Annotated in this window: 18 protein-coding genes; 13 read left to right on the top strand and 5 right to left on the bottom strand. The window is 70.4% G+C overall.

Annotated elements, in window-relative coordinates:
• Positions 1–221: 221 nt before the first annotated feature.
• Positions 222–1166 carry an alpha/beta hydrolase gene (locus VF330_RS32190; RefSeq protein ID WP_330855468.1) on the top strand — a complete coding sequence of 315 codons (945 nt, stop codon included), beginning with the start codon at positions 222–224 and terminating at the stop codon, positions 1164–1166.
• On the opposite strand, the gene VF330_RS32185 is transcribed toward VF330_RS32190, so the two are convergent.
• Positions 1147–2460 carry an MFS transporter gene (locus VF330_RS32185; protein ID WP_330855471.1) on the bottom strand — a complete coding sequence of 438 codons (1314 nt, stop codon included), beginning with the start codon at positions 2458–2460 and terminating at the stop codon, positions 1147–1149. The genes VF330_RS32190 and VF330_RS32185 overlap by 20 nt on opposite strands.
• A 154-nt stretch (positions 2461–2614) precedes the next feature.
• Here VF330_RS32185 and VF330_RS32180 point away from each other — a divergent pair, with 154 nt between their 5' ends.
• A complete protein-coding gene (locus VF330_RS32180) occupies positions 2615–3265 on the top strand; it encodes a helix-turn-helix domain-containing protein (protein ID WP_330855467.1) in 651 nt (216 codons plus the stop codon).
• 21 nt (positions 3266–3286) lie between these two features.
• On the opposite strand, the gene VF330_RS32175 is transcribed toward VF330_RS32180, so the two are convergent.
• Both VF330_RS32175 and VF330_RS32170 read right to left on the bottom strand, forming a co-directional pair.
• Positions 3287–3847 carry a dihydrofolate reductase family protein gene (locus tag VF330_RS32175; RefSeq protein WP_330855466.1) on the bottom strand — a complete coding sequence of 187 codons (561 nt, stop codon included), beginning with the start codon at positions 3845–3847 and terminating at the stop codon, positions 3287–3289.
• A gap of 77 nt (positions 3848–3924) precedes the next feature.
• Positions 3925–4920: a helix-turn-helix domain-containing protein gene (locus tag VF330_RS32170; RefSeq protein WP_330855465.1), complete on the bottom strand. Its 996-nt coding sequence runs from the start codon at positions 4918–4920 to the stop codon at positions 3925–3927.
• A 98-nt stretch (positions 4921–5018) separates the two neighbouring features.
• Here VF330_RS32170 and VF330_RS32165 point away from each other — a divergent pair, with 98 nt between their 5' ends.
• Positions 5019–5981, top strand: a complete 963-nt coding sequence (locus tag VF330_RS32165; protein WP_330855464.1) for an alpha/beta hydrolase — start codon at positions 5019–5021, stop codon at positions 5979–5981.
• On the opposite strand, the gene VF330_RS32160 is transcribed toward VF330_RS32165, so the two are convergent.
• Positions 5965–8028 (bottom strand): cellulase family glycosylhydrolase, encoded by a 2064-nt coding sequence (locus VF330_RS32160; protein WP_330855463.1) that lies wholly within the window; start codon positions 8026–8028, stop codon positions 5965–5967. The two genes, VF330_RS32165 and VF330_RS32160, sit on opposite strands and share 17 nt — an antisense overlap.
• Positions 8029–8283: 255 nt before the next feature.
• Between VF330_RS32160 and VF330_RS32155 the strand changes: the two genes are divergently transcribed.
• The 7 genes from VF330_RS32155 (at position 8284) to VF330_RS32125 (ending at position 17820) form a co-directional block, all read left to right on the top strand.
• Positions 8284–10932, top strand: coding sequence for a glycoside hydrolase family 9 protein (locus tag VF330_RS32155; protein WP_330855462.1), 2649 nt, complete (start codon positions 8284–8286; stop codon positions 10930–10932).
• Positions 10933–11046: 114 nt separating this feature from the next.
• Positions 11047–12069: a LacI family DNA-binding transcriptional regulator gene (locus tag VF330_RS32150; RefSeq protein WP_330855461.1), complete on the top strand. Its 1023-nt coding sequence runs from the start codon at positions 11047–11049 to the stop codon at positions 12067–12069.
• A 301-nt stretch (positions 12070–12370) separates the two neighbouring features.
• Positions 12371–13648, top strand: coding sequence for an ABC transporter substrate-binding protein (locus tag VF330_RS32145; protein WP_414675503.1), 1278 nt, complete (start codon positions 12371–12373; stop codon positions 13646–13648).
• A gap of 20 nt (positions 13649–13668) precedes the next feature.
• On the top strand, positions 13669–14607 hold the full coding sequence (locus tag VF330_RS32140) for a sugar ABC transporter permease (protein ID WP_330855460.1): 939 nt from the start codon (positions 13669–13671) through the stop codon (positions 14605–14607).
• The gene (locus VF330_RS32135) at positions 14604–15422 is read left to right on the top strand and encodes a carbohydrate ABC transporter permease (protein ID WP_330855459.1); all 819 of its coding nucleotides are present in this window, start codon (positions 14604–14606) and stop codon (positions 15420–15422) included. Before VF330_RS32140 ends, VF330_RS32135 begins: the two co-directional genes overlap by 4 nt.
• A gap of 2 nt (positions 15423–15424) precedes the next feature.
• Positions 15425–16804, top strand: coding sequence for a GH1 family beta-glucosidase (locus VF330_RS32130; protein ID WP_330855458.1), 1380 nt, complete (start codon positions 15425–15427; stop codon positions 16802–16804).
• Positions 16801–17820, top strand: a complete 1020-nt coding sequence (locus VF330_RS32125; RefSeq protein ID WP_330855457.1) for a LacI family DNA-binding transcriptional regulator — start codon at positions 16801–16803, stop codon at positions 17818–17820. The genes VF330_RS32130 and VF330_RS32125 overlap by 4 nt, the downstream gene beginning before the upstream one ends.
• Before the next feature lie 48 nt (positions 17821–17868).
• Here the strand turns inward: VF330_RS32125 and VF330_RS32120 are convergent, their stop codons facing one another.
• Positions 17869–18432, bottom strand: a complete 564-nt coding sequence (locus tag VF330_RS32120; RefSeq protein WP_330855456.1) for an NADPH-dependent FMN reductase — start codon at positions 18430–18432, stop codon at positions 17869–17871.
• A gap of 86 nt (positions 18433–18518) precedes the next feature.
• Between VF330_RS32120 and VF330_RS32115 the strand changes: the two genes are divergently transcribed.
• The 3 genes from VF330_RS32115 (at position 18519) to chvE (ending at position 23305) form a co-directional block, all read left to right on the top strand.
• On the top strand, positions 18519–19121 hold the full coding sequence (locus tag VF330_RS32115; RefSeq protein WP_330855455.1) for a TetR/AcrR family transcriptional regulator: 603 nt from the start codon (positions 18519–18521) through the stop codon (positions 19119–19121).
• A 153-nt stretch (positions 19122–19274) separates the two neighbouring features.
• The gene (locus tag VF330_RS32110; RefSeq protein ID WP_330855454.1) at positions 19275–21848 is read left to right on the top strand and encodes a glycoside hydrolase family 9 protein; all 2574 of its coding nucleotides are present in this window, start codon (positions 19275–19277) and stop codon (positions 21846–21848) included.
• 371 nt (positions 21849–22219) lie between these two features.
• Positions 22220–23305, top strand: coding sequence for a multiple monosaccharide ABC transporter substrate-binding protein (gene chvE / locus VF330_RS32105; RefSeq protein ID WP_330855453.1), 1086 nt, complete (start codon positions 22220–22222; stop codon positions 23303–23305).
• Positions 23306–23313: the final 8 nt, after the last annotated feature.

Genomic DNA, 23313 nt, shown 5'->3' with positions numbered 1-23313 from the left:
CTACGTCGAACCGGGCCAGCGCGTGTCACTGCGGGGGCGCGCCGGTGCCGCCCGCGTGGTGCGGCTGGGGATGACGACGTTCTACCAGCGGGCGCGGCGCAAGCTGCGGCTCACGGACTCCGCCGAACTGGGCTGACGCAGCTCCTCCCCCGATCTCCAGCCGTGCTCGAGCGCCGCTTGTTCGGATGTCCGCGCCGAGCTACGGATGGGGGTAAGAGGTCATGGAGCTGAACAGGCGCAGAGCCTTCGCGCTGGGTGCCGGTGCCGCGCTCGCCGCGACCGCGGGGGCGGCCGAGGCGGACTCCTCGAAACACCGGGAGGTCGACCTTCCCGGTTTCCAGCACAACTACGCGCAGGTCAACGGGGTGCGCCTGCACTACGTCACCGGCGGCAGGGGCGCGCCGCTGGTGCTGCTGCCGGGGTGGCCGCAGACCTGGTGGCTGTACAACAAGGTCCTGCCCGCGCTGGCGGCGAGGTTCCGCGTCATCGCGGTCGACCTGCGCGGCATGGGCGGGTCGGGCAAGCCCGCGGGCGGGTTCGACAAGAAGACCATGGCCACCGACATCCACGAGCTCGTCAAGAAGCTCGGGTACGACAAGGTCAACGTCGTCGGGCACGACCTGGGGAGCATGGTCGCGTTCTCGTTCGCCGCGAACTTCCCGCAGACGACCGAGAAGGTCGCCTTCATGGACGTGCTGCACCCCGACGAGAGCTTCTACCAGATCCCGCTGCTGCCCCCGCCGGGCGGCTTCAGCCTGTGGTGGTTTGCGTTCAACCAGGTCATGCGGCTGCCGGAGCAGCTGCTGACCGGGCGGTTCCGCTACCTGGTCGACTGGCTGTTCGCCAACACCGCGTTCACGCCCGCCGCGATCGACGAGCGGTCGCGGCAGATCTACGCGCGCGCCTACGACTCGTCCGAGGCGATCCGCGCCAGCAACGGCTGGTACCAGGCGTTCCACCAGGACATCGCGGACGGCAAGACCTACGGCAAGCTCGTGCCGCCGGTGCTGGGGCTCGCCTCGGTGTCGTCCTACGACCAGTTCCTGGGGACGTTGCCGGCCGTCGCGAACCGGTTCGAGGTCGTGCGGGTCGACGGGTCCGGCCACTGGCTCGCCGAGGAGCAGCCGGACGTCGTCGCCCGCGAGATCACGCGATTTTTCGGCTGACCGGGGGGATGAAGGCCGCGATCGCGACCGCTGCCAGCGCGGTCGCGGCCCCCAGGCCCATGATCAGCTGGAAGCTGCCAGGAGCGGCCACCTGGGTGAGGACGACGCCCGCCACCGCGCTGGAGACCGAGGTGCCGATGGCGCGCATCAGCGTGTTGAGGCTGTTGGCCGCGGCCGTCTCCGACGTCGGCACGGCGCCCATAATCAGGGCGGGCATCGCGCCGTAGCCCAGGCCGATGCCGGCGCCGATCACGGCCGAGACGACGACCAGCTGCCAGATCGCGGTCAGCATGAAGATGCCCGCGAGGTAGCCGACCGCGACCACGAACGCGCCCAGGATCAGCGTCACGCGAGGCCCCCGCGCGTTCGAGATGCGCGCGGACACCGGTGCCGTGGCCATCATGACCAGGCCGGAGGGCACCAGCACCAGACCGGTGACCAGCAACGACTGGCCGAGGCCGTGGCCGGTCGCCGCCGGCAGCTGCAGGACCTGCGGCAGCACCAGCGACTGCGCGAACAGGGCGAACGCGAACGACACCGACGCGATGTTGGTCAGCAGCACCTGGCGCCGGGCCGTGGTGCGCAGGTCGACCAACGGCTGGGGCGTCCTCAGCTCCCACCAGCCCCACAGGCCCAGCACGGCGGCCGCGGCGGCGAACAGGCCCGTGACGGCGCCGCCGCTCCAGGCGGACGCCTTCGACACGCCGAGCAGCAGGCACACCAGCGCGACCGACAGCCCGAGCGCGCCGGGCAGGTCGAACCGGCCACCGCTGCGCACCGGCGACTCCGGCACCCAGACCAGCACCGCCACCAGCGCCAGCACACCCGCCGCCGCGGACGTCCAGAACAGCATGTGCCAGTCGCTCTGCTCGACCAGCAGCGCCGCCGCGGGCAGGCCGAGCGCGCCGCCGACGCCGAGCGACGCGCTCATCAGCGCGGTCGCGCCGGCGAGGCGTTCCCGCGGCAGCTCGTCGCGCATGATGCTGATGCCGAGCGGGATCACGCCGACCGCCATGCCCTGCACCACGCGCCCGGCGATGAGCGGCAGCAGCGAGTTGCTCAGCGCTCCGACCACCGAGCCCACGACCACCATGACCAGGCTGACGACGAGCATGCGGCGCTTGCCGTACATGTCGCCGAGGCGGCCGACGACGGGCGTCGCGACCGCGCTGGCCAGCAGGGTGGAGGTGATCACCCAGGTGGTGTCGCCCGGCGACGAGCCCAGGAGCTGCGGAAACCTCGGGAGCAGGGGGATGACGAGGGTCTGCATCAGCGAGACGACGATGCCGCCCATCGCGAGCACGGCGACGACGACGTTCGGGCGCGTCACGGGACGCGTCTCTTCGAGGAGCACACCCCGAGTCTAAGTCAGTCACTTGACTTAACCTGGAGCGACCGGATGATGTCCGTGATGTCCGGAGCGGCTCCAAGAGGAAGATGGTGGCGTGATGAGCAAGGTCGACACCCCCACCAGGGCCGAACGCGCCCACGCCACCCGTGAGCTGATCCTGACCGCCGCGGAGCGCCTGTTCGCCGAGCACGGGGTGCTGGCGGTGTCGAACCGGCAGGTCAGCGAGGCGGCGGGCCAGGGCAACAACACGGCCGTCGGCTACCACTTCGGCACCAAGGCCGACCTGGTGCGGGCCATCGCGCGCAAGCACCTGGCGCAGGTCGAGGAGATCCGGCAGCGCATGGTCTCCGAACTGGGCGACGCCCCGGACCTGCGCGACTGGCTCAGCTGCCTGGTCCGCCCCGTCACCGAGCACCTGGAGGCCGTCGGCAGCCCCACGTGGTTCGCGCGGTTCGGCGCGCAGGTCATGACCGACCCGACGCTGCGGCCGATCATCGTCGAGGAGACGCGGTCGTCGCCGTCGCAGGTGCGGATCTCGGCCGGGCTGAACGCCTGCCTGGCGGACCTGCCGGAGGAGGTGCGGGCCGAACGGCACGACATGGCGCGGCAGCTGGTGGTGCACATGATCGCGGAACGGGAGCGCGCCCTGGCGGAGAACACCGCGACGCCGCGGGTCAGCTGGCACGACGCCGCGACCGGGCTGGTCGACGCGCTGGTCGGGCTGTGGCGGGCGCCGGTCAGCGGCTGACCGCCCCGCGACCGCACCCGCTCAGCGCCTGCGGTACCTGGTCAGGAGCACCCCTCCGGGGAACGTCCGCGTCTCCACCAGGTCGAGCTTCACCCAGCCGTCGAGCGGGGCGTGGAACGGGGCGCCACCGCCCACCAGGACCGGGTGCGTGACGATCTCGTACTCGTCCACCAGCCCCGCCCGCACCGCCGCCGCGGCCAGCGTCGGGCCGCCGACCCTCATCGGCCCGCCCTCCCCCGCCTTGAGCCGGGTGATCTCGGCGACCGCGTCGCCGGTCTCGACGCGGGTGTTCCAGTCGACCTCGGTCGTCGTGGAGGAGAACACGACCTTGGGCGTGTCCCGCCAGTTCCGCGCGAACGCGATCTCCGCGGCGGTGGCGCCCGGCAGCCGGTCGGCGGTCGGCCAGTGGGAGCTCATCGTCTCCCACAGCCCGCGCCCGTAGAGGAACAGCTCGATGCCCTGCTCCTGCTCCAGCCAGAACTCGAACAGCTCGTCGCTCGGCTCGCTCCAGCCCAGGTCGCCGTCGGGGGCGGTGGTGTAGCCGTCCAGGCTCACGTTCATGCCGTAGATCAGTTTCCGCACGGGGTCGTCCTTCGGTCGGTCGGTCGGTCTGCGACGGGGTGGACCGGCGCGCCGCCGGAAACTCATCGGTGCCGGGGTCAGGACTCCGGTGCGCCGTTGTCGCGCACCCGCCGCACCATCAGCGCGAGGTGCAGCCGGAACCGCCCCGGCGCCTCGTCGAGCCCGAACCCGAGCACCGCCTCGGCACGGGCGAGGCGCGTGGTCATCGTGCTGTGGTGCCGGTGCAGCACCACCGCGGCCTTGCGCACCGACCCGGTCGCGCACAACGCGTCCAGTGCCGCGATCATCCCCGGCTCCGCGGCCAGCCGGTCCAGCGCGCGCACGTCCGGCAGCGCGGCGATCTCCGCGGGGCCCGTCGAGGCGAGCAGGGCGAGCCCGCCCAGGTTCTCCCACCACACCACCGGCTCACCGTCCGATGTGTACAGCAGTGCCGCGCGGGCCGCCCGCCACGACTCCGCGGCGTCGATCGCGGGCAGCAGCGGCCCGACGCCGAGCCGTCCGGGCACCTCGGGCACCTCGGCGCTCAGCACCGCCCGCACCGACCCCAGCACCGCCGACCGGCCCGGCACCTCGCCGGTCGCGGCCAGCACGCGCAACGGCGCCGTCGCGGCGATGCCGAGCAGGTGCAGGGCGCGCGAACGTTCCGCCGTGCCAACGCCTTCCGACAGCACCAGCTCGACCAGGGCGGGGTCGCCGAGCTCGGGCAGCGGCACGCTGGAGTGCTCCAGCAGCACGGCGGCGGCGATCGCGAACCGTTCGAGCAGCATGTCGTCCAACGGCGCGGGCTCGCCCTCGCGCGCCGCCCAGACCCGCACGCCACCCTCCAGGGCGCGCACCGAGGCCCGCGCGGGTACCGGGGCCGCCGTGACGGCGCCTCCGGAGTCCGCCCGCAGCGCCAGGCCCTGACCGGGCGCGTGCAGCCCCACCGGGCAGCCGGCGAGCTCGGACGTGCTGCGGACCAGCGCGTCGAGGCCGGCGCGTTCGGTGATCAGGCGGTCGAAGAACCCGATCACCCGCACGGCGCTCTCGGCGTCGGCGTCCAGCCCGGACAACCTCAGCAGCAAGCCCTTCATCCCGCCACGATAGCCCCCGACAGGTGGTGGGCGGAGGCGTCGGATCGCCCGCCACGTGTCGGATGCCCGTGTCGCCGGGGAGGGGCCAGGATCGTCCCATGAGCTACGACGTCGACCCCGAACTGCTGCCCTGGCTGGACATGCTGCCGCAGGTCGCGCTGCCCGACTACGAGGCGCTGCTGGCCGCGCGCACCCAGCAGTCGCAGCTGAAGGACCTCCTGCCCGCCTACGAGCCGGCCACCCCCGTCGACGTCCGGGACACCTCGGTGCCCGGTCCGTCCGACGCGCCGGACGTGCCCGTGCGGGTCTACAGCCCGGCGAACCGGGACGGTCTCGTCCCCGGTCTGCTGTACGTCCACGGCGGCGGGTTCGTCCTCGGTGACCTGGACATGTTCCACGCCCAGGTGCTGCGCTTCGCGGACGAGCTCGGCATCGTGATCGTGTCGGTGGACTACCGGCTCGCGCCGGAGCACCCCTTCCCCGCTCCCGTCGAGGACTGCTACGCCGCGCTGAAGTGGCTGGCAGAGAAGGCCTCCGAGCTGGGCGTCGACCCTCAGCGCATCGGCATCGCCGGGGAGAGCGCCGGCGGCGGGCTGGCGGCGGCGACCACGCTGCTGGCGCGCGACCGCGGCGGCCCCGGGCTGTGCTTCCAGCTGCTCGGCATCCCGGAGCTGGACGACCGCCTCGCCACCGGCTCGATGACCGACTACGTCGACACGCCGGTGTGGAACCGCCCCAACGCGATCTACAGCTGGACCGCCTACCTGGGCACCGAGCCGGGCGGCGAGGACGTGTCGCCCTACGCCGCCCCCGCCCGCGCCACCGACCTGGCCGGGTTGCCGCCCGCGTTCGTGACGACCTGCCAGTACGACCCGCTGCGCGACGAGGGCCTCGAGTACGCCCGCCGGCTCGCGCACGCCGGGGTGCCGACCGAGCTGCGCCTCTACCCCGGCACGTTCCACGGCTCGTCACTGGTGGAGAGCGCGGCGATCTCGCGCCGGATGTCCGGCGACGAGATCGACGCGCTGCGCCGGGGACTGGGGGTCACAGCGTCGCGGTGACCGTGCTGCCCGACTTCGTGACGTGGTAGGTGACGGTGGCGCCGCTCCAGTAGTGGAACGTCAGCGTCACCCGCGCGTTGTCGTTGACCTCGGCGAAGAACGCCGGGGTCAGCGTCGTCCTCCCGGCGGTGTAGTCCGGCGCGAACGTCACGTCGAACTCCTTGTAGGGGGTCCAGTTCTGCGGCCCGGCGTTCGACCCGTCCGCGTACTTGGCCTCCATCGTGGCCAGCACGTCGCCGCGGAAGCTCGTCGGGATGGCGAACGCGCTCGTGGTCCCGGTCGCGGCGGACAGCACCGGGGTGTCGTAGGTGATGACGTTGACCCGCCACGGCACACCGGCGGAGAAGTGGGCCGTCAGCACGGCGTTCGTGCCGTAGGCCCTGGACCCGCTGAGCCGGGTCAGCGCCGCCGCGGTCAGGGTGAGCTGGTCGCCGGAGACCGTGTAGTCGGTGCCGCGCACCAGGTCCGTGCCGCCCTGGCGCAGGGCGGTGAACGTGGTTCCGTTGGGGTTCAACGTGATCGTCTTGGCGGTGATGGCGCTCGCCTTGGCGTTGAACACCTGGTCGCTCGACGCGGTGCCGGAGCGGGTGGTCCAGCTCGACTTGATCTGGGCGACCAGCTCCGGGTCGCTCCACTGGAACGACGTGCGGCCGAGGTGCTGGCCGTTGTCCCACAGCATCGTCGTGATCTTCTTGGTCCGCGCGTAGTAGCCGAAGAGCTCGAAGAACTTCAGCTTCTCGCCCTGCTCGATCGTGCCGGTGTGCCGGTCGAACCCGAGCAGCCCGTACTCGCCCAGGATCACCGGGATGCCGCGCGCGACGAAGGTGGCCGAGACGCGGTCGAACGAGTCGGTGAGGTCCTTCTGCGCGGTCGCGTCGAAGCGGTAGCCGCCCGCGACGTTGACGCTGAACGGCCAGTATCCGTAGTAGTGCACGGTCGCCGCGATGTTGCGGTCGTTGAAGCCGCTGATCGACGTCGCCAGCTCGTCGAGGCGTGCCTGGTCGGACGATGTGTGCAGGGTCGGCAGCACCAGCAGGCGGGTCGCGTTGGCGCCGCCGGAGCCGCGCACGATGGTGCGGAACGACGCGTTCAGTTCGTGCAGCAGCTGCGCGTTCTGGGCGTCACCGGAGCTGCCGGTGAACTGCGGTTCGTTGACGCTCTCGAACACGAGCTTGGCAGGGGAGTCCTTGAACGCGGCCGCGAGCTGGGTCCAGATCGCGTTGTAGCGGGCGAGGACGTTCGCGCGGTCCGACGGCATGGCCGAGATCCACTGCCACGAGTCGTGGTGGATGTTGACCATCACCTGGAAGCCGTCCGCGAGCGCCCAGCCGACGACCTCCTTGACGCGGTTGAGGTACGCCGCCTCGATGGCGTAGTTCGGTGCGGCGCCCTGGTGCTGGCCCCACGTGACGGGGATGCGGATGCTCTTGAAGCCCTGCGCCTTCACGTTGTCCAGCAACGCTTCCGTGACGCGCGGGTTGCCCCACGACGTCTCGTCGCTCCCGGTCGAGTCGAGCGTGTTGCCGAGGTTCCAGCCCGGCTGCATCGCGGCGACCTGCGCCATCGCGTCGCCGGGCGGAGGGGTTCCCGTTGTCGTCGTCGTGGTGGTGGTCGTGGTCGTCGTCGGGTCCGTGCCGGGACTGCCGGTGCACGTGACACCGTTGAGGGCGAACGAGGTCGGCGCCGTGTTGGTGCCCGACCAGCTGCCGTTGAAGCCGAAGGACACGGTGCCGTTCGTCTCGATCACGGCGTTGTAGCCGGCGTCGACCGCCGTGGCCTGGCCGCCCGACGACGTGACCGTCGCGTTCCACGCCTGGTTCACCTGCTGGCCGGACGGCCACGTCCAGGTCAGCCGCCAGCCGTCCACCCGGTCGCCGACGTTGGTCACCGCCACGGCCGCCGTGAACCCGCCCTGCCACTGGCTCGGGACCGCGTAGTCGACCTTGCACCCTAGTGCCGCCACCGCCGGGGCCGCCACCGCCAGCCCGATGCTCGCCGCCACCGAGACGAAAGCCGCCAACAGCGCCGCGCCGCGCCGTCCGCTCATGATCCACCTCCGCATTTCTGGGAACGCTCCCAGGTCGCTCGGCACTGTAACCACCTCGTTGTGCGGCAGGAAGAACGCGTCGAATCGGCCGAGGTCGTCGTCGAACCGTGGTCGAAACGAGGTCGAAAACCGCGTTGCGTCCCATGCAATTCAGTCGAATTGTCGAACAGGAGCGGAATTTCGGTTTCATGACCGTTACAGTCGCCAATCTGGGAGCGCTCCCAGTCTTGTGGAGCTCAGTCATCGGAGGCTCACGTGCGCATCTCGAGAGCTGTGCCGGTCGTCCTCGCCGCGGTGCTCGCGGCGCTGTCCGGACCGCTGGTGTCCCCCTCGGCCGCCGCGCCCGCGTTCAACTACGCGGAGGCGCTGCAGAAGTCGATCTGGTTCTACGACGCCCAGCGCTCGGGCGACCTCACGGACACCAACCGGGTGAGCTGGCGGGCGGACTCCGCGCTGCGCGACGGCTCCGACGTCGGGCTCGACCTGTCCGGCGGCTTCTACGACGCGGGCGACCACGTGAAGTTCGGGCTGCCCTTCGCGTTCAGCATGTCGATGCTCGCCTGGGGCGCCGTCGAGAACCGCGCCGCCTACACGGGCTCCGGCCAGCTCCCCCACCTGCTCGCGAACCTGCGGCACGGCACCGACTGGATCATCAAGGCGCACCCGTCCCCGAACGTCGTCTACGGGCAGGTCGGCGCGGGCAACCCCGACCACGCCTGGTGGGGCTCGGCCGAGGTCATGCCGATGGCCCGCCCTTCGTACAAAGTGGACGCTTCCTGCCCCGGCTCCGACCTCGCGGGCGAGTACGCGGCGGCGATGGCGTCGGCGTCGATGGTCTTCAAGGAGACCGACCCGACCTACGCGGCCACGCTCCTCACGCACGCCAAGCAGCTCTACTCGTTCGCCGACACCTACCGCGGCAAGTACAGCTCCTGCATCACCGACGCCTCCAGCTTCTACAACTCGTGGAGCGGCTACCAGGACGAGCTGGTGTGGGGTGCGATCTGGCTGCACCGCGCCACCGGTGACGCGAGCTACCTCGCCAAGGCCAAGACCGAGTACCAGAAGCTCAGCACCGAACAGCAGAGCACCGAGCGCTCCTACAAGTGGACCATCGCCTGGGACGACAAGTCCTACGGCGCCTACGTCCTGATGGCCAAGCTGACCGGCGAGCAGACCTACGTCACCGACGCCAACCGCTGGCTCGACTTCTGGACCACCGGCTACAACGGCAACCGGGTGCGCTACTCCCCCGGCGGCCAGGCCGTGCTCGACAGCTGGGGTTCGCTGCGCTACGCGGCCAACACGGCGTTCGCCGCCCTCACCTACTCGGACTGGCTGTCCACCCGCGACACCACGAGGGCCAAGACCTACCACGACTTCGGCGTTCGGCAGATCAACTACGCCCTGGGCGACAACCCGCGCAACGCCAGCTACGTCGTCGGCTTCGGCGCCAACCCGCCGCGCAACCCCCACCACCGCACGGCGCACGGCTCCTGGGCCGACAGCATCCAGGAACCCGCCGTCAGCCGGCACGTGCTCTACGGCGCGCTCGTCGGCGGCCCCAGCACCAACAACGACGCCTACACCGACAGCCGCAGCGACTACGTGATGAACGAGGTCGCGCTCGACTACAACGCGGGCTTCACCAGCGCCCTCGCCCGCCTGTACGGCGAGTTCGGCGGCACCGCGCTGGCGAACTTCCCGGTGGCCGAGACGCCCGACGGTCCCGAGCTGACCGTGCAGGCGTCGGTCAACCAGAGCGCCACCCAGTTCACCGAGGTCAAGGCGTTCGTGCTCAACAAGAGCGCGTGGCCCGCGCGGACGTTCAACGGCAGCCTGCGCTACTACTTCACGCTCGACGGCACCACGACGCCGAGCCAGATCAGCGTCACCACGAACTACAACCAGTGCGGCGCCGCCAGTGCGCCGGCGCAGTACCGCGGCTCGGTGTACTACGTGGAGATCCCGTGCACCGGTGTCGCGCCGGCCGGGCAGTCCGCGTACCGCAAGGAGGTCCAGTTCCGGATCACCAGCGCGGGCACGTGGGACCCGTCCAACGACTGGTCCCACACCGGACTCGGCACCGGCAACACCGTCCTGCAGACCGACCGGATCGTGCTGCGCCAGGACGCGAGGACCGTGTGGGGCTCGGAGCCGGGCGGTGGCGTCGAGGACGGCCAGGCGCCGTCCGTCCCGAGTGGACTGACGGTCGGCAGCACGACCAGCACGAGCGTCGCGCTCAGCTGGACCGCGTCGACCGACAACATCGGCGTGACCGGCTACGAGGTCCTCAACGGCAGCGCGGTCCTCAGCACGTCGGGCACGACCAGTCTCCTGCTGACCGGCCTGACGCCCGACACGTCCTATTCCCTCTCGGTGCGCGCGAAGGACGCGGCGGGCAACGTCTCCGCCGCCGGCTCCCCCGTCGCAGTCCGGACGCTTCCCGGCGCGGTGGGCACGTTGTCGGTGCAGCAGAAGGGCTCCGGCGCGGTCACGACGAACCAGGTGGGCGCGACGCTCCAGCTGACCAACCGCGGCACCGCGCCGGTCAGCCTCGCCACCACGACGCTGCGGTACTGGTTCACCGGCGACGCGCCGTCGCCGACCTACCAGGTGTGGTGCGACTGGGCACAGACGGGCTGCGCGAACGTCCGGGTGCAGGTGGTGAGGCTCACCACACCGCGTACGGGAGCGGACGCGTACCTGGAGGTGTCGTTCCCGTCCGGCAGCCTCGCCGCGGGAGCGAGCACCGGCGAGATCCAGGTGCGGACCGCGAAGTCCGATTGGTCCACTTTCGACCAGTCCAACGACCACAGCTACCGCGTCGGCACCGCGCTGACCGACTTCGACCGGGTGACCGCGCACACCGGCGGCACCCTCGTGTGGGGCGCCGAGCCCTGACCGGACCTCGGGGCGGGACGTTCTGCGCGCTCAGGCGTCCCGCACCGACCCCAAGCCGCGTTCCCGGTACAGCGGCGTGCCGGGAACGCGCTCTCACGGCTCTACGATGGCGTCATGACGGAGATCGACCGGCACCGACGACCCGGCCCGCGCATCGAGGAGGTCGCGCGGCTGGCGGGCGTCTCGAAGTCGACGGTCTCCCGGGTGATCAACGGCGAGCAGTACGTGAGCGCCAAGGCGCGCGACGCCGTCCACACGGCCATCACGCACCTGCGCTACAGCCCGAACCAGGCGGCGCGCTCGCTCGCGGGCAGCAAGTCCAACGCCCTCGCGCTGATCGTCTCCGAGCAGAGCGGCCGGGTCCTCGGCGACCCGTTCTTCGCCGGCGTGATGCGCGGCGTGCACGCGGAGCTGGCGGGACGCCACATCCAGCTGCTGCTGATGCTCAGCCTCCCCGAGGACCACGACGACCTCCTCGCCTACCTCGCGGGCGGCCACGTCGACGGCGCGCTGCTCGTGAGCCTGCACGGCGACGACCCGCTGCCGCGCAAGCTGCAGGAGATCGGCCTGCCGGTGGTCGTCGGCGGCCGTCCCCTCGCCACGACGTCCGTCCCGTTCGTCGACTCGGACAACTTCACCGGCGGGCTCGACGCGGTGCGGCACCTCGTCTCGCTCGGGCGCCACCGGATCGCGACCGTGGCGGGCCCGCGCGACATGGCGGCGGGCCTCGACCGGCTCAGCGGCTGGCGCCGGGGACTGGGCGAGGCGCGGCTGTCCGCGGACCTCGTCGCCGAGGCCGACTTCACGCCGGAGAGCGGCGCGCGAGCGATGGAAGAACTGCTGGACAGAGCCCCTGACATCGATGCCGTCTTCGTCGCGGCGGACATCATCGCGCTGGGTGTGCTCCAGGTGCTGCACGCCCGCGGCCGGCGCGTGCCGCAGGACGTCGCCGTGGTCGGGTTCGACGACTCGCTGCTGGCGTCGACCGCGACCCCGCCGCTCACCACCGTGCGGCAGGACGTCGAGCAGCTCGGCCGCACGATGACGTGGCGCCTGCTGGGCGAGCTCGCCGGCGAGGACGGACTGCCGCCGTCACTGCTGCTGCCGACGTCGTTGGTGCGCCGCGAAAGCGCCTGAAGCCGGACAAAAGCGACTTCCCGTTTCCTCCCCCGCGCGATCGGCGCGGCCCCTCGTGAGTGGCGCTCTGCGTGCCGACCCCGGCACGGATTGTTAACCCAAAGGTCACGTTTCCGGGAACGCTCCCAGGTTTCACAACTGTGACCTGAGCCATGAATCACGAGGTCACCAGGTTTCCGCAGCCCGGAAACGCCTGGAGTACCCCGGAGTGTGTCTTGACACACGTTCGAAGCCAGTACGACACTCCTCCGCATCTGGGAGCGCTCCCAGAACCCGCCGCCGAGACCAGAGGAGTTCTCCCGTGCGACACCGTTGGGTCAGCGTGCTGATCTGTGCCGCCGTGTCCGCCGCCGCCACCACCGCGTGCGGATCAGGCGGGGCCAGTCAGTCGGCAGACGGCAAGACCGAACTGACCATCGCCACGTTCAACGAGTTCGGCTACGAAGACCTGCTCAAGGAGTACGAAGCCGCTCACCCGGACGTCAAGATCACGCAGCGCAAGACCGGCCAGGGCCAGCCCCACCACCAGAACCTGTTCACCAAGCTGGGCGCCGGCTCCGGCCTCGCCGACATCGAGGGTGTCGAAGAGGGCTACCTGAGCCAGTTCATGTCCAAGTCCGGACAGTTCAACGATCTCAAGGAGATCGGTCCGAAGATCGAGGACGGCCGCTGGCTGCAGTGGAAGACCGACGCGATCAGCAAGGACGGCAAGCTCTTCGGTTACGGCACCGACATCGGTCCGCTGGCCATGTGCTACCGCAAGGACCTCTTCGCGCAGGCCGGTCTGCCGTCCGACCCGGAGGGCGTGAAGGCGCTCTTCGCCACGTGGGACAGCTACTTCGCCGCCGGTGACCAGTTCATCGCGAAGGTCCCGGGCGTCGCGTGGTTCGACAGCGCCGCGCAGGTCTACAACGCGATGCACAACCAGCTGGAGACGGGCTACTACGACAAGTCCGACAAGCTGGTCGTCGACACCAACGCCGACATCAAGAAGAACTGGACCACGGTCACCGCGGCCGTCGCGAAGGGACAGTCGGCACGGCTCGGCGCGTTCAGCAACGAGTGGAACACCGGCTTCAAGCTCGGCAAGTTCGCCACCAAGACCTGCCCCTCCTGGATGCTGGGCGTGGTCGAGTCGCAGGCGGGCCCCGAGAACAAGGGCAAGTGGGCGGTCACCGACGCGTTCCCGAACGGTGGCGGCAACTGGGGCGGTTCGTACCTGACCGTGCCGAAGCAGAGCAAGAACGCGAAGAAGGCCGCCGAGCTCGCCGCCTGGCTGACCGCTCCCGAGCAGCAGATCAAGGCGTTCAAGGCCAAGGGCACCTTCCCCAGCCAGGTCAAGGCGCTCGACGCGCCCGAGCTGCTGGAGCAGACCAACGCCTACTTCGGTGACGTGAAGGCCGGCGCGCTGTTCGCCACGCAGGCCAAGAAGATCAAGGCCGCGCAGTACAAGGGCCCGGCCGACGGTCAGATCCAGGAGACGGTGTTCAGCCCGGCTCTGCTGTCGGTCGAGCAGGGCAAGAGCTCCGATGAAGCCTGGAAGGCCGCCGTCGAGGGCGCCCAGAAGGCGGCCAAGTAGTGACGGCCACTCTCTCCAAGGTGGACCGCGGGCGAGCGCAGGAGGCTCGCCCGCGGCCTCCGCGGCGTTACCGCCTGTCCAACCTGGACACCAAGGTCTCGCCGTACCTCTTCGTCGCACCGTTCTTCGTGTTGTTCGCCACGGTCGGGTTGTTCCCGCTGCTGTACACCGCCTACGTCTCCCTGTTCGACTGGGAGGTCGGGGCGGACGAGCCGGCGTTCATCGGGCTGGAGAACTACCGGACCCTGTTCCAGGACGACCAGTTCTGGAACGCGCTGTTCAACACGTTCAGCATCTTCCTGCTCTCCAGCCTGCCGCAGATCGTCGTCGCGGTCGTGCTCGCGGCACTGCTGAACGCGAACCTGCGGGCCCGCACCGGCTGGCGGATGGGCGTGCTGCTGCCCTACGTCGCCTCGCTCGTCGCGCTGACGATCATCTTCGGCAACCTGTTCGGCCCGCAGTACGGCCTGGTGAACGACGTGCTCACCGCGGTCGGCATCGGCCCGATCGACTGGCAGGCCAGCACGTTCGGCAGCCACGTCGCCATCGCGTCGATGGTCAACTGGCGGTGGACCGGCTACAACGCGCTGATCGTCCTCGCCGCGATGCAGGCGATCCCGCGGGACGTCTACGAGGCGGCGGTGGTGGACGGCGCGAGCGCGCTGCGCCAGTTCTTCAGCATCACGCTCCCGCTGCTCAAGCCCACGCTGATCTTCGTGGTCATCACGTCGACCATCGGCGGCCTGCAGATCTTCACGGAGCCGAAGCTGTTCGAACCGTCGGGCGGCAGCGGCGGTGGCGCTGAGCACCAGTACCAGACCGTCGTGCTGTACCTGTACCAGTCGGCGTTCCAGGGACTCGACCTCGGCTACGCCTCCGCGATCGCGTGGGTGCTGTTCCTGGTCGTGATCACCGTCGCCGCTCTCAACTTCTTCATCACCAGGAGGGCCGTTCGATGACGACCCGCAGGCCATCGTTCGTGATCTACGGCCTCCTGGGCGCGTTCGTGCTCGGCTCGGCGTTCCCGTTCTACTGGTCCTACCTCGTCGCGAGCCGCGACAACTCGGTGCTGACGGGTGACTTCACGCTGATCCCCGGCGGCAACTTCTTCAGCAACGCCATGCGGGTGTTCGACACCATCCCGTTCTGGAAGGCGCTGGGCAACAGCTTCCTCGTCTCCGGCACGGTGACGCTGTCGGTGGTGCTGCTGTCGACGCTGGCGGGCTTCGCCTTCGCCAAGCTGAGGTTCCGCGGCCGCGGCGTGCTGTTCCTGTTCGTCGTGGCGACGCTCGCGGTGCCCACCCAGCTCGGCATCATCCCGCTGTACATGGCGATGGCCGAGTTCGGCTGGGCCGGCGAGATGGAAGCCGTGATCGTGCCGAACCTCGTCACGGCGTTCGGCGTGTTCTGGATGCGGCAGTACCTGCTCGACGCCATCCCGGACGAGCTCGTCGAGGCGGCGCGCATGGACGGCTGCAGCCTGTGGCGGACCTTCTGGCACGTCGCGCTCCCGGCCGCCCGGCCGGCCGCCGCGATGCTGGGCGTCTTCACGTTCATGCAGTCCTGGAACGACTTCCTGTGGCCGCTGGTCGTGCTCAACGCCGACAACCCGACGCTCCAGGTGGCGCTGGAGAAGCTGCAGAGCGGCTACTACGTCGACTACTCGCTCGTCCTCGCCGGAACCACGCTCGCGACGATTCCGGTGCTCATCGTCTTCCTCGTTCTCGGGCGGCAGATCGTCGCCGGTGTCATGCAGGGCGCCGTCAAGGGGTGAAAATGGAGAACATTGTATTCCCACAGGGTTTTCTGTGGGGGTCCGCGACCGCGGCGTTCCAGGTGGAGGGGGCGACCGACGCGGACGGCAGGACCGACTCCATCTGGGACGAGTTCTGCCGGCAGCCCGGCAAGGTGGTGGGCGGCGACTGCGGTGAACCCGCGGCCGACCACTACCGGAGGTTCGAGCAGGACGTCGCCATGATGGCGGACCTGGGCCTGCAGGCCTACCGGTTCTCGATCGCCTGGCCGCGCGTGCGGCCGGACGCGGGCGAGGTCAACCAGAAGGGCCTCGACTTCTACAAGCGGCTCATCGACACGCTGCGCGAGAACGACATCACGCCGTGGCCGACGCTGTACCACTGGGACCTGCCGCAGGCGCTCGAGGAGAAGGGCGGCTGGGCGAACCGCGACACCGCGTTCCGCTTCGCCGACTACGCCGCCGCGACCGTCGAGGCGCTCGGCGACCGCGTCGACGCCTGGACGACGCTGAACGAGCCGTGGTGCTCGGCGTTCCTCGGCTACGCGGCCGGCGTCCACGCGCCGGGCCGAACGGAGCCCCGCGCCGCCGTCGCCGCGGTGCACCACCTGCTGCTCGGGCACGGCCTGGCCAACGACACGATCAGGGCCGCCTCGCCGAACGCCCAGGTGGGCATCACGCTCAACATGTACCCGATCATCCCGGTCGACCCGCGCGACCCCGCGGACCTCGACGTGGCGCGCCGGCTCGACGGCCTGCAACAGCGGATCTTCCTGGACCCGTTGCTGAAGGGCGAGTACCCGGCCGACGTCGTGGCGGACCTGGAGCCGTTCGGCTTCGCGGACAACATCCACGACGGCGACCTCGGCGTGATCTCCGGTCCGATGGACATGCTCGGCGTCAACTACTACACCGAGCACTACGTCAGCTCGTCGGCCAACGGCAGCGAGCCCGGCCCGTCGCCGTGGGTGGGCGTGCAGCAGGCGTCGTTCCCGGTCCGCGACGCGCCGACGACCGACATGGGCTGGGAGGTCCGGCCGGACGGTCTGACTTCCGTGCTGCTGCGGGTGCACCACGACTACCCGAAGCTCCCGCTGTACATCACGGAGAACGGCGCCGCGTTCCGCGACGACTTCTCCGGCAACGGCGCGATCGACGACGTGGACCGCACCGGCTTCATCGCCTCGCACCTGCGCGCCGCGCACACGGCGATCATGGCGGGGGTCGACCTGCGCGGCTACTTCTGCTGGTCGCTGCTGGACAACTTCGAGTGGGCCGAGGGGTACGCGAAGCGGTTCGGCATCGTCCACGTGGACTACGACACGCAGGTCCGCACCCCGAAGATGAGTGCGAGGTGGTACAGCCGGGTGGCGCGGGACAACGCGCTGGTCTCCGTGTCATGACGGAAGGCAGGAGTCGCCGCCCCGGCCCGCGCATCGAGGAGGTCGCGCGCGTGGCCGGGGTGTCGAAGTCGACCGTGTCCAGGGTGATCAACGGCGAGAAGTACGTGAGCGAGCGATCCCGCCAGGCGGTGCACCGCGCGATCGCGCTGCTCGGGTACAGCCCGAACCACGCCGCGAGAACCCTGGCCGGCAGCAAGGCGAACGCCATCGCGCTGGTGATCTCCGAGCAGGGCAGCCGGGTCCTCGCGGACCCGTTCTTCGCCGGGATCCTGCGCGGGGTGCACGCCGAGCTCGCCGGACGGCACGTGCAGCTCCTGCTGATGATGAACCAGCCGCTCGACGGCGAGGACCAGGTCGCCTACCTCACCGGCGGACACGTCGACGGCGCCCTGGTCGTGAGTCTGCACGGCGAGGACCCGCTGCCGCGCACGCTGCACGAGACGGGGCTGCCCGTCGTCTCGGGCGGCCGTCCGCTCGCGGGCGGCGGGGCCCCGTTCGTGGACTCGGACAACTTCAACGGCTCCCTCGGGGCCGTGCGCTTCCTGATCTCGCTGGGCCGCGAGAAGATCGCCACGATCGCCGGCCCGCGCGACATGGCGGTCGGCATGGACCGGCTCAGCGGCTGGCGGTGCGGGCTCGCCGAGCACGGCATGCCCGTGGACCTCGTGGTGCACAGCGACTTCACGCCCGACAGCGGCGCGCTCGCCATGGAGGAGCTGCTGCGCCGCGCACCCGACCTCGACGCGGTCTTCGTGGCCGCGGACATCATGGCCGTCGGCGCGCTGCGGGTGTTGCAGGCGCGGGGCTACCGGATCCCCGACGACGTGGCGGTGGTGGGGTTCGACGACTCGGTCCTCGCGTCGACCGCGACCCCGCCCCTCACGACCGTGCGGCAGGACGTCGAACAGCTCGGCCGCACGATGACGTGGCGCCTGCTGGCCGAGCTCGGCGGCGAGGAGAAGCTCCCGCAGTCGATGCTGCTGCCGACCTCGCTGGTGCGCCGCGGGAGTGCGTGACGGGCCCGCCCCGCGGTCGCAGGACGGGCCCGTTCCGGGTGTTCGGGATCAGACGGCGGCGGTGGCGCCCGCGCGCGCGGCCAGGCCCTCGATGACGGCGGCCAGCTTCTCGGTGACCTCGGGGTCGTCGACCGGGTGCAGCTCGGCGAAGCGGACGACGGAGCCCGGGATCGACAGGGTCAGGTCCTCGGCCACGTCGGCGCCGGCGATCTTGACGGCCTTGCGGGCCTCGTCCTGCGCCCACACGCCGCCGTACTGGCCGAACGCGGTGCCGACGACGGCGACCGGCTTGCCGTTGAGGGCGCCGGCGCCGTAGGGGCGCGACAGCCAGTCGATGGCGTTCTTCAGCACGGCCGGGATGGTGCCGTTGTACTCGGGCGAGACCAGCAGCAGCGCGTCGGCCTGCGCGGCGGCCTCGCGCAGACGGGCGGCCGCGGCGGGGACGTCGCCCTCGACGTCGATGTCCTCGTTGTAGAACGGCACGGTGTCCAGGCCCTCGAAGACGCCGACCTCGACGTGCTCGGGCGCGATCTGGACCGCGGCCTCGGCGAGCCGGCGGTTGTGCGACCCCGACCGGAGGCTGCCGACGAGCGTGAGGATGCGGACGGCCATGGTGTGACTCCCAGGGTGAAGGCTTCGGGTGAACTACGGGGGTAAACGGGACGCGGCCCGGTTATCTTCCGGGTTAGGCTATCGGAGTGATCGACAGCACACCGCGTCTCCCCCTCGCGGGCCCTGAGCGGCAGTTGCGCGCGGACGCCGTGCGCAACCGGGCGCTGCTGCTCGACGCCGCGGCCCGGCTCGCGGAGGAACGCGGCGCGGCGGCGATCACGATGGAGACGGTGGCCGCGGCGGCGGGCGTCGGCAAGGGCACGGTGTCGCGGCGCTTCGGCGACCGCAACGGCCTGCTCCAAGCCCTGCTCGACCGGTCGGAGCGGCGGTTCCAGGAGTCGTTCCTCAGCGGTCCGGCACCGCTCGGGCCCGGCGCGGACCCGATCGCGCGGCTCAGGGCGTTCGGCCCGGCCCTGCTGCGCCACGAGCACGCGAACCTCGACCTGTACCTGGCGGCCGAGCCGGTGCCGGGCCGCCGCTTCTCGGTCCCGGCGCGGCAGCTGCGCCACCGGCACGTGGTCGTGCTGCTCCGCGCGGCACTCCCCGGCGCCGACGCCGAGCTGCTCGCCCACACCCTGCTGTCGTCGCTGGACGTCGTGCTCGTCGACCACCTCGTGCACGGGCACGGCATGCCGCTGGCGCGCGTCGAGGCCGGGTGGAGCGACCTGGTCGACCGCCTGCTCGGCTGACCCCCGCCGGGCTTCGAGTCGAATCGACCGTCGAAACCGCGTCGAATGCCGTCAACGGCCGAAGAGGGCTTGTAGCCGTCGCCGGACTCCGCCTACGGTCGCCTGGGAGCGCTCCCAGACGCCCCGTCGACGAGGACGGAGAACCTCACGACCATGAGATCGCAACCCCCACGCCTGCTCGCCGCGACCCTGCTCGTGGCGCTCACCGCGTTCCCGCTCGCGGCCCCGGCCGTCGCGGCGGACTACGAACGCGTGCTCAACGGAGGGTTCGACAGCGGCAGCGCCGATCCCTGGTGGAGCGGCGCCGGAGTGACGAACCGCGTGACCGGCGGTGAGCTGTGCGCGTCGGTGACCGGCGGCACGACGAACCCCTGGGACGCCTTGATCGGGCAGAACGGCATCCCGTTCGAGAGCGGCCAGTCCTACACGTTCTCGTTCGACGCGCATGCCACGACGGCGCAGCCCGTCACGGCCGCCGCGGGCGAGAGCGTCAGCCCGTACCGCGGGATCGCGAGCCAGCAGTTCACGCTCTCCCCCACCAAGCAGCACTTCACGTTCTCGTTCACGTCCACTCTGGACTTCCCGGACGCGGGCAACGGCCAGGTGGCGTTCCAGCTGGGCGGCCAGACGTTCGACAACACGATCTGCGTGGACAACGTGTCGGTGGTCGGCGGCGTGAAGCCGCCCGGCGGCGTGAACCCCAACCCCGCCAAGAAGGTCCAGGTCGACCTGGTGGCGTACGCGCCGGGCCTGCCCAAGCGCGCGACCCTGGTCTCCTCCGCCACGACGGCGCAGACGTGGGTGCTGAAGAACTCCGCGGGCACGGCGGTGGCGACCGGGCAGTCGGTGCCGAAGGGCGTGGACGCGACGTCCGGCGACCCGGTGCACCAGATCGACTTCTCGTCGTACGACACGCCCGGCACCGGCTACACGCTGACCGTGGGCGAGGACAGCAGCTTCCCGTTCGACATCTCCGCCGACCCGTTCAAGCGGCTGCGGTCCGACTCGCTGGCGTTCTTCTACCACCAGCGCAGCGGAACGCCGATCGAGGCGCAGTACGTCGGCACCGAGTACGCCCGGCCGGCCGGGCACGTCAACGTCGCGCCCAACCAGGGCGACAACAACGTGCCGTGCCGCGCCGACCTCGCGTGCGGCTACACCCTCGACGTGCGCGGCGGCTGGTACGACGCCGGCGACCACGGCAAGTACGTCGTCAACGGCGGCATCGCGACGTGGCAGCTCCTCAACGCCTACGAGCGCGCCTCCCGCGTCGGTGACGCCACCGCGTACCGCGACGGGTCGCTGAACATCCCGGAGAAGGCCAACGGCGTGCCGGACCTGCTCGACGAGGCGCGCTGGGAGGTCGACTTCCTGCTGAAGATGCAGGCGCCCGACGGCATGGCGCACCACAAGATCCACGACGCCAACTGGACCGCGCTGCCCACCCGTCCCGAACTGGACGACCAGCCGCGCCGCCTGTCCGCCACCAGCACCGCCGCGACGCTGAACCTGGCCGCGGTGGCCGCGCAGGCGTCCCGGCTGTGGAAGACGATCGACGCGCCGTACTCGGCGACGCTGCTCGCGGCGGCCCGCAAGGCGTACACGGCGGCCAAGGCGAACCCCGCGAAGCTGGCCGACCCGAACGACGGCACGGGCGGCGGCGCGTACAACGACGACACCGTGAGCGACGAGTTCTACTGGGCCGCTTCGGAGCTGTACGCGACCACGGGTGACGCCGCGTACCGCACCGACGTGACCGCGTCGCCGCACTACAAGGCGGCGTCGTTGAACCGCGGCGGTTTCTACTGGGGCGGAACGGCTCCGCTCGGTGACATCACGCTGGCGCTGGTCCCCAACGGCCTGCCGGCGGCGGACGTCACCGCGATCAGATCCGCGTTCGCCACCGTGGCGGACCAGCACCTGACCGCGATGGCCTCGATGGGCTACGCCACGCCCTACGACAACAGCACGGCCGGCTACGTCTGGGGATCGAACTCGACGGTCCTGAACAACGCCACCGTGCTGGCACTGGCGCACGACTTCACCGGCGCCGCGAAGTACCGCGACGGCGTGTTCGAGGCGCTGCACTACCTCCTCGGCCGCAACCCGCTGAGCACGTCGTACGTGGCGGGCTACGGCGACCAGGCCGTGCGCAACGTCCACCACCGCTTCTGGGCGCACCAGAACGACCCGACGCTGCCGATCGCGCCGCCCGGATCGCTGTCCGGCGGCCCGAACAGCGGGCTGCAGGACCCGGTGGCGCAGCGCCTGCTCGCCGGCTGCCCGCAGCAGAAGTGCTGGGTGGACGACATCGGCGCCTACTCGGTGAACGAGGTGGCGGTCAACTGGAACTCCGCGCTGGCCTGGGTGTCTGGCTGGGCGGCGGAGAAGTCGGGCACGGTCGTGCAGCCGAAGTCGGACTGCGAGGTCGCCTTCACCGCCGGCCGCTGGAACGACGGCCTCTCGGCGCAGGTCCGGATCACCAACACCGGCACCACGCCGTGGACGAGCTGGAAGCTCGCGTTCGCGCTGCCCGGCACGCAGCGGGTCACCTCCGGGTGGTCGGCGACGTGGTCGCAGACCGGGCGGGACGTGACGGCGACCAGCATGTCGTGGAACGGGTCCGTCGCCCCCGGCAAGTCCGTGGACATCGGGTTCAACGGTTCCGGCAGCGGCGCCAACCCGACCGCCTTCACGGTGAACGGCAAGACCTGCAAGACCGCGTGACGCGCGGGTGACGGACGCCCGTCTCCACTTCGGTGGGGGCGGGCGTCCGTCGTTTTCCGGGGAGTTCGGCGTTTCCGGCGGACGGGCCGGAACCCGGCCGCCGAGGCCTGGCGCGGAGATCGAGTCTGCGGTAGACCAATCCCCCGGCCTCCACCCCGCTCCGCCGACCTGTCGAGACGGCCCGCGATCCGGCACCGCCGGCTGCGCCGCACGTCCCCGGAAGGCACTGACGGGAGTTTCCGCTGAGTGCCGCCTGTGAGCGCTAACAGACGAACCTGGCGTTATCGTCTCGACACTTGACGGCAAAGTTGTTAGCGATAACACTCGCCGCCTACAGCACTGTTGCCTGTCGGTGACATCGAGGAGAACCAATGAGGCTTGTCCGGATCGCGGTCACCACCGCACTCGCCGTCTCCCTCGCGGCCTGCGGTTCGTCGGAGAAGACAGTCGATCAAAAGACCGGCTCGGGGGAAGGCGCGCTGATCGGCGTCACGATGCCCACGCGGTCGTCCGAGCGGTGGGTGCGCGACGGCGACAGCCTCAAGAAGTCCCTGGAGGGCAAGGGGTACAAGGTCGATCTGCAGTACGCGGAAGACAGCATCCCCACCCAGGCCAACCAGATCGAGAACCAGATCACCAAGGGCGTCAAGCTCCTGATCGTCGCGTCGATCGACGGCAAGTCGCTCAGCTCGCAGCTGCAGCAGGCCGCCGACGCGAAGATCCCGGTGATCTCCTACGACCGGCTGCTCCTCAACACCCCGAACGTCGACTACTACGCGACGTTCGACAACTTCAAGGTCGGTGTGCAGCAGGCGAACTCGCTGCTCGCCGGGCTGAAGACCAGGGGCGAGGGCCCGTTCAACATCGAGCTCTTCGCCGGCTCGTCCGACGACAACAACGCGACGTTCTTCTTCAACGGCGCGATGTCCGTCCTCCAGCCGCTGATCGACCAGGGCAAGCTCGTCGTGAAGTCGGGCCAGAAGGACTTCAACACCGTCGCGATCCTGCGCTGGGACCCGGCCACCGCGCAGAAGCGCATGGAGGACCTGCTCACCTCGACCTACGGCGGCGCCAAGGTCGACGGCGTGCTGTCCCCGTTCGACGGCATCTCGATCGGCATCATCTCCGCGCTGGGCAGCAACGGCTACGGCACGAACGGCCAGGCGCTCCCGATCGTGACCGGCCAGGACGCCCAGGTCGCCTCCGTGAAGTCGATCATCAAGGGTGACCAGTACTCCACGATCTTCAAGGACCTCCGCCAGCTCACCGACGTGGCGTCGAAGATGGCGGACTCGCTGCTCAAGGGCGGCAAGCCCGAGGTCAACAACACCACGGACTACAACAACGGCGTCAAGGTCGTGCCGTCGTTCCTGCTCCAGCCGGTTCCCGTCGACAAGGCGAACTACCAGAAGGAACTGGTCGAGTCCGGTTACTACACCGCCGACCAGCTCAAGTAGGTCCCGGT

It is taken from the genome of Lentzea sp., from assembly GCF_036380075.1.
Classification (GTDB): Bacteria; Actinomycetota; Actinomycetes; order Mycobacteriales; family Pseudonocardiaceae; genus Lentzea.
This window is presented reverse-complemented; position numbering and strand designations above follow the sequence as displayed.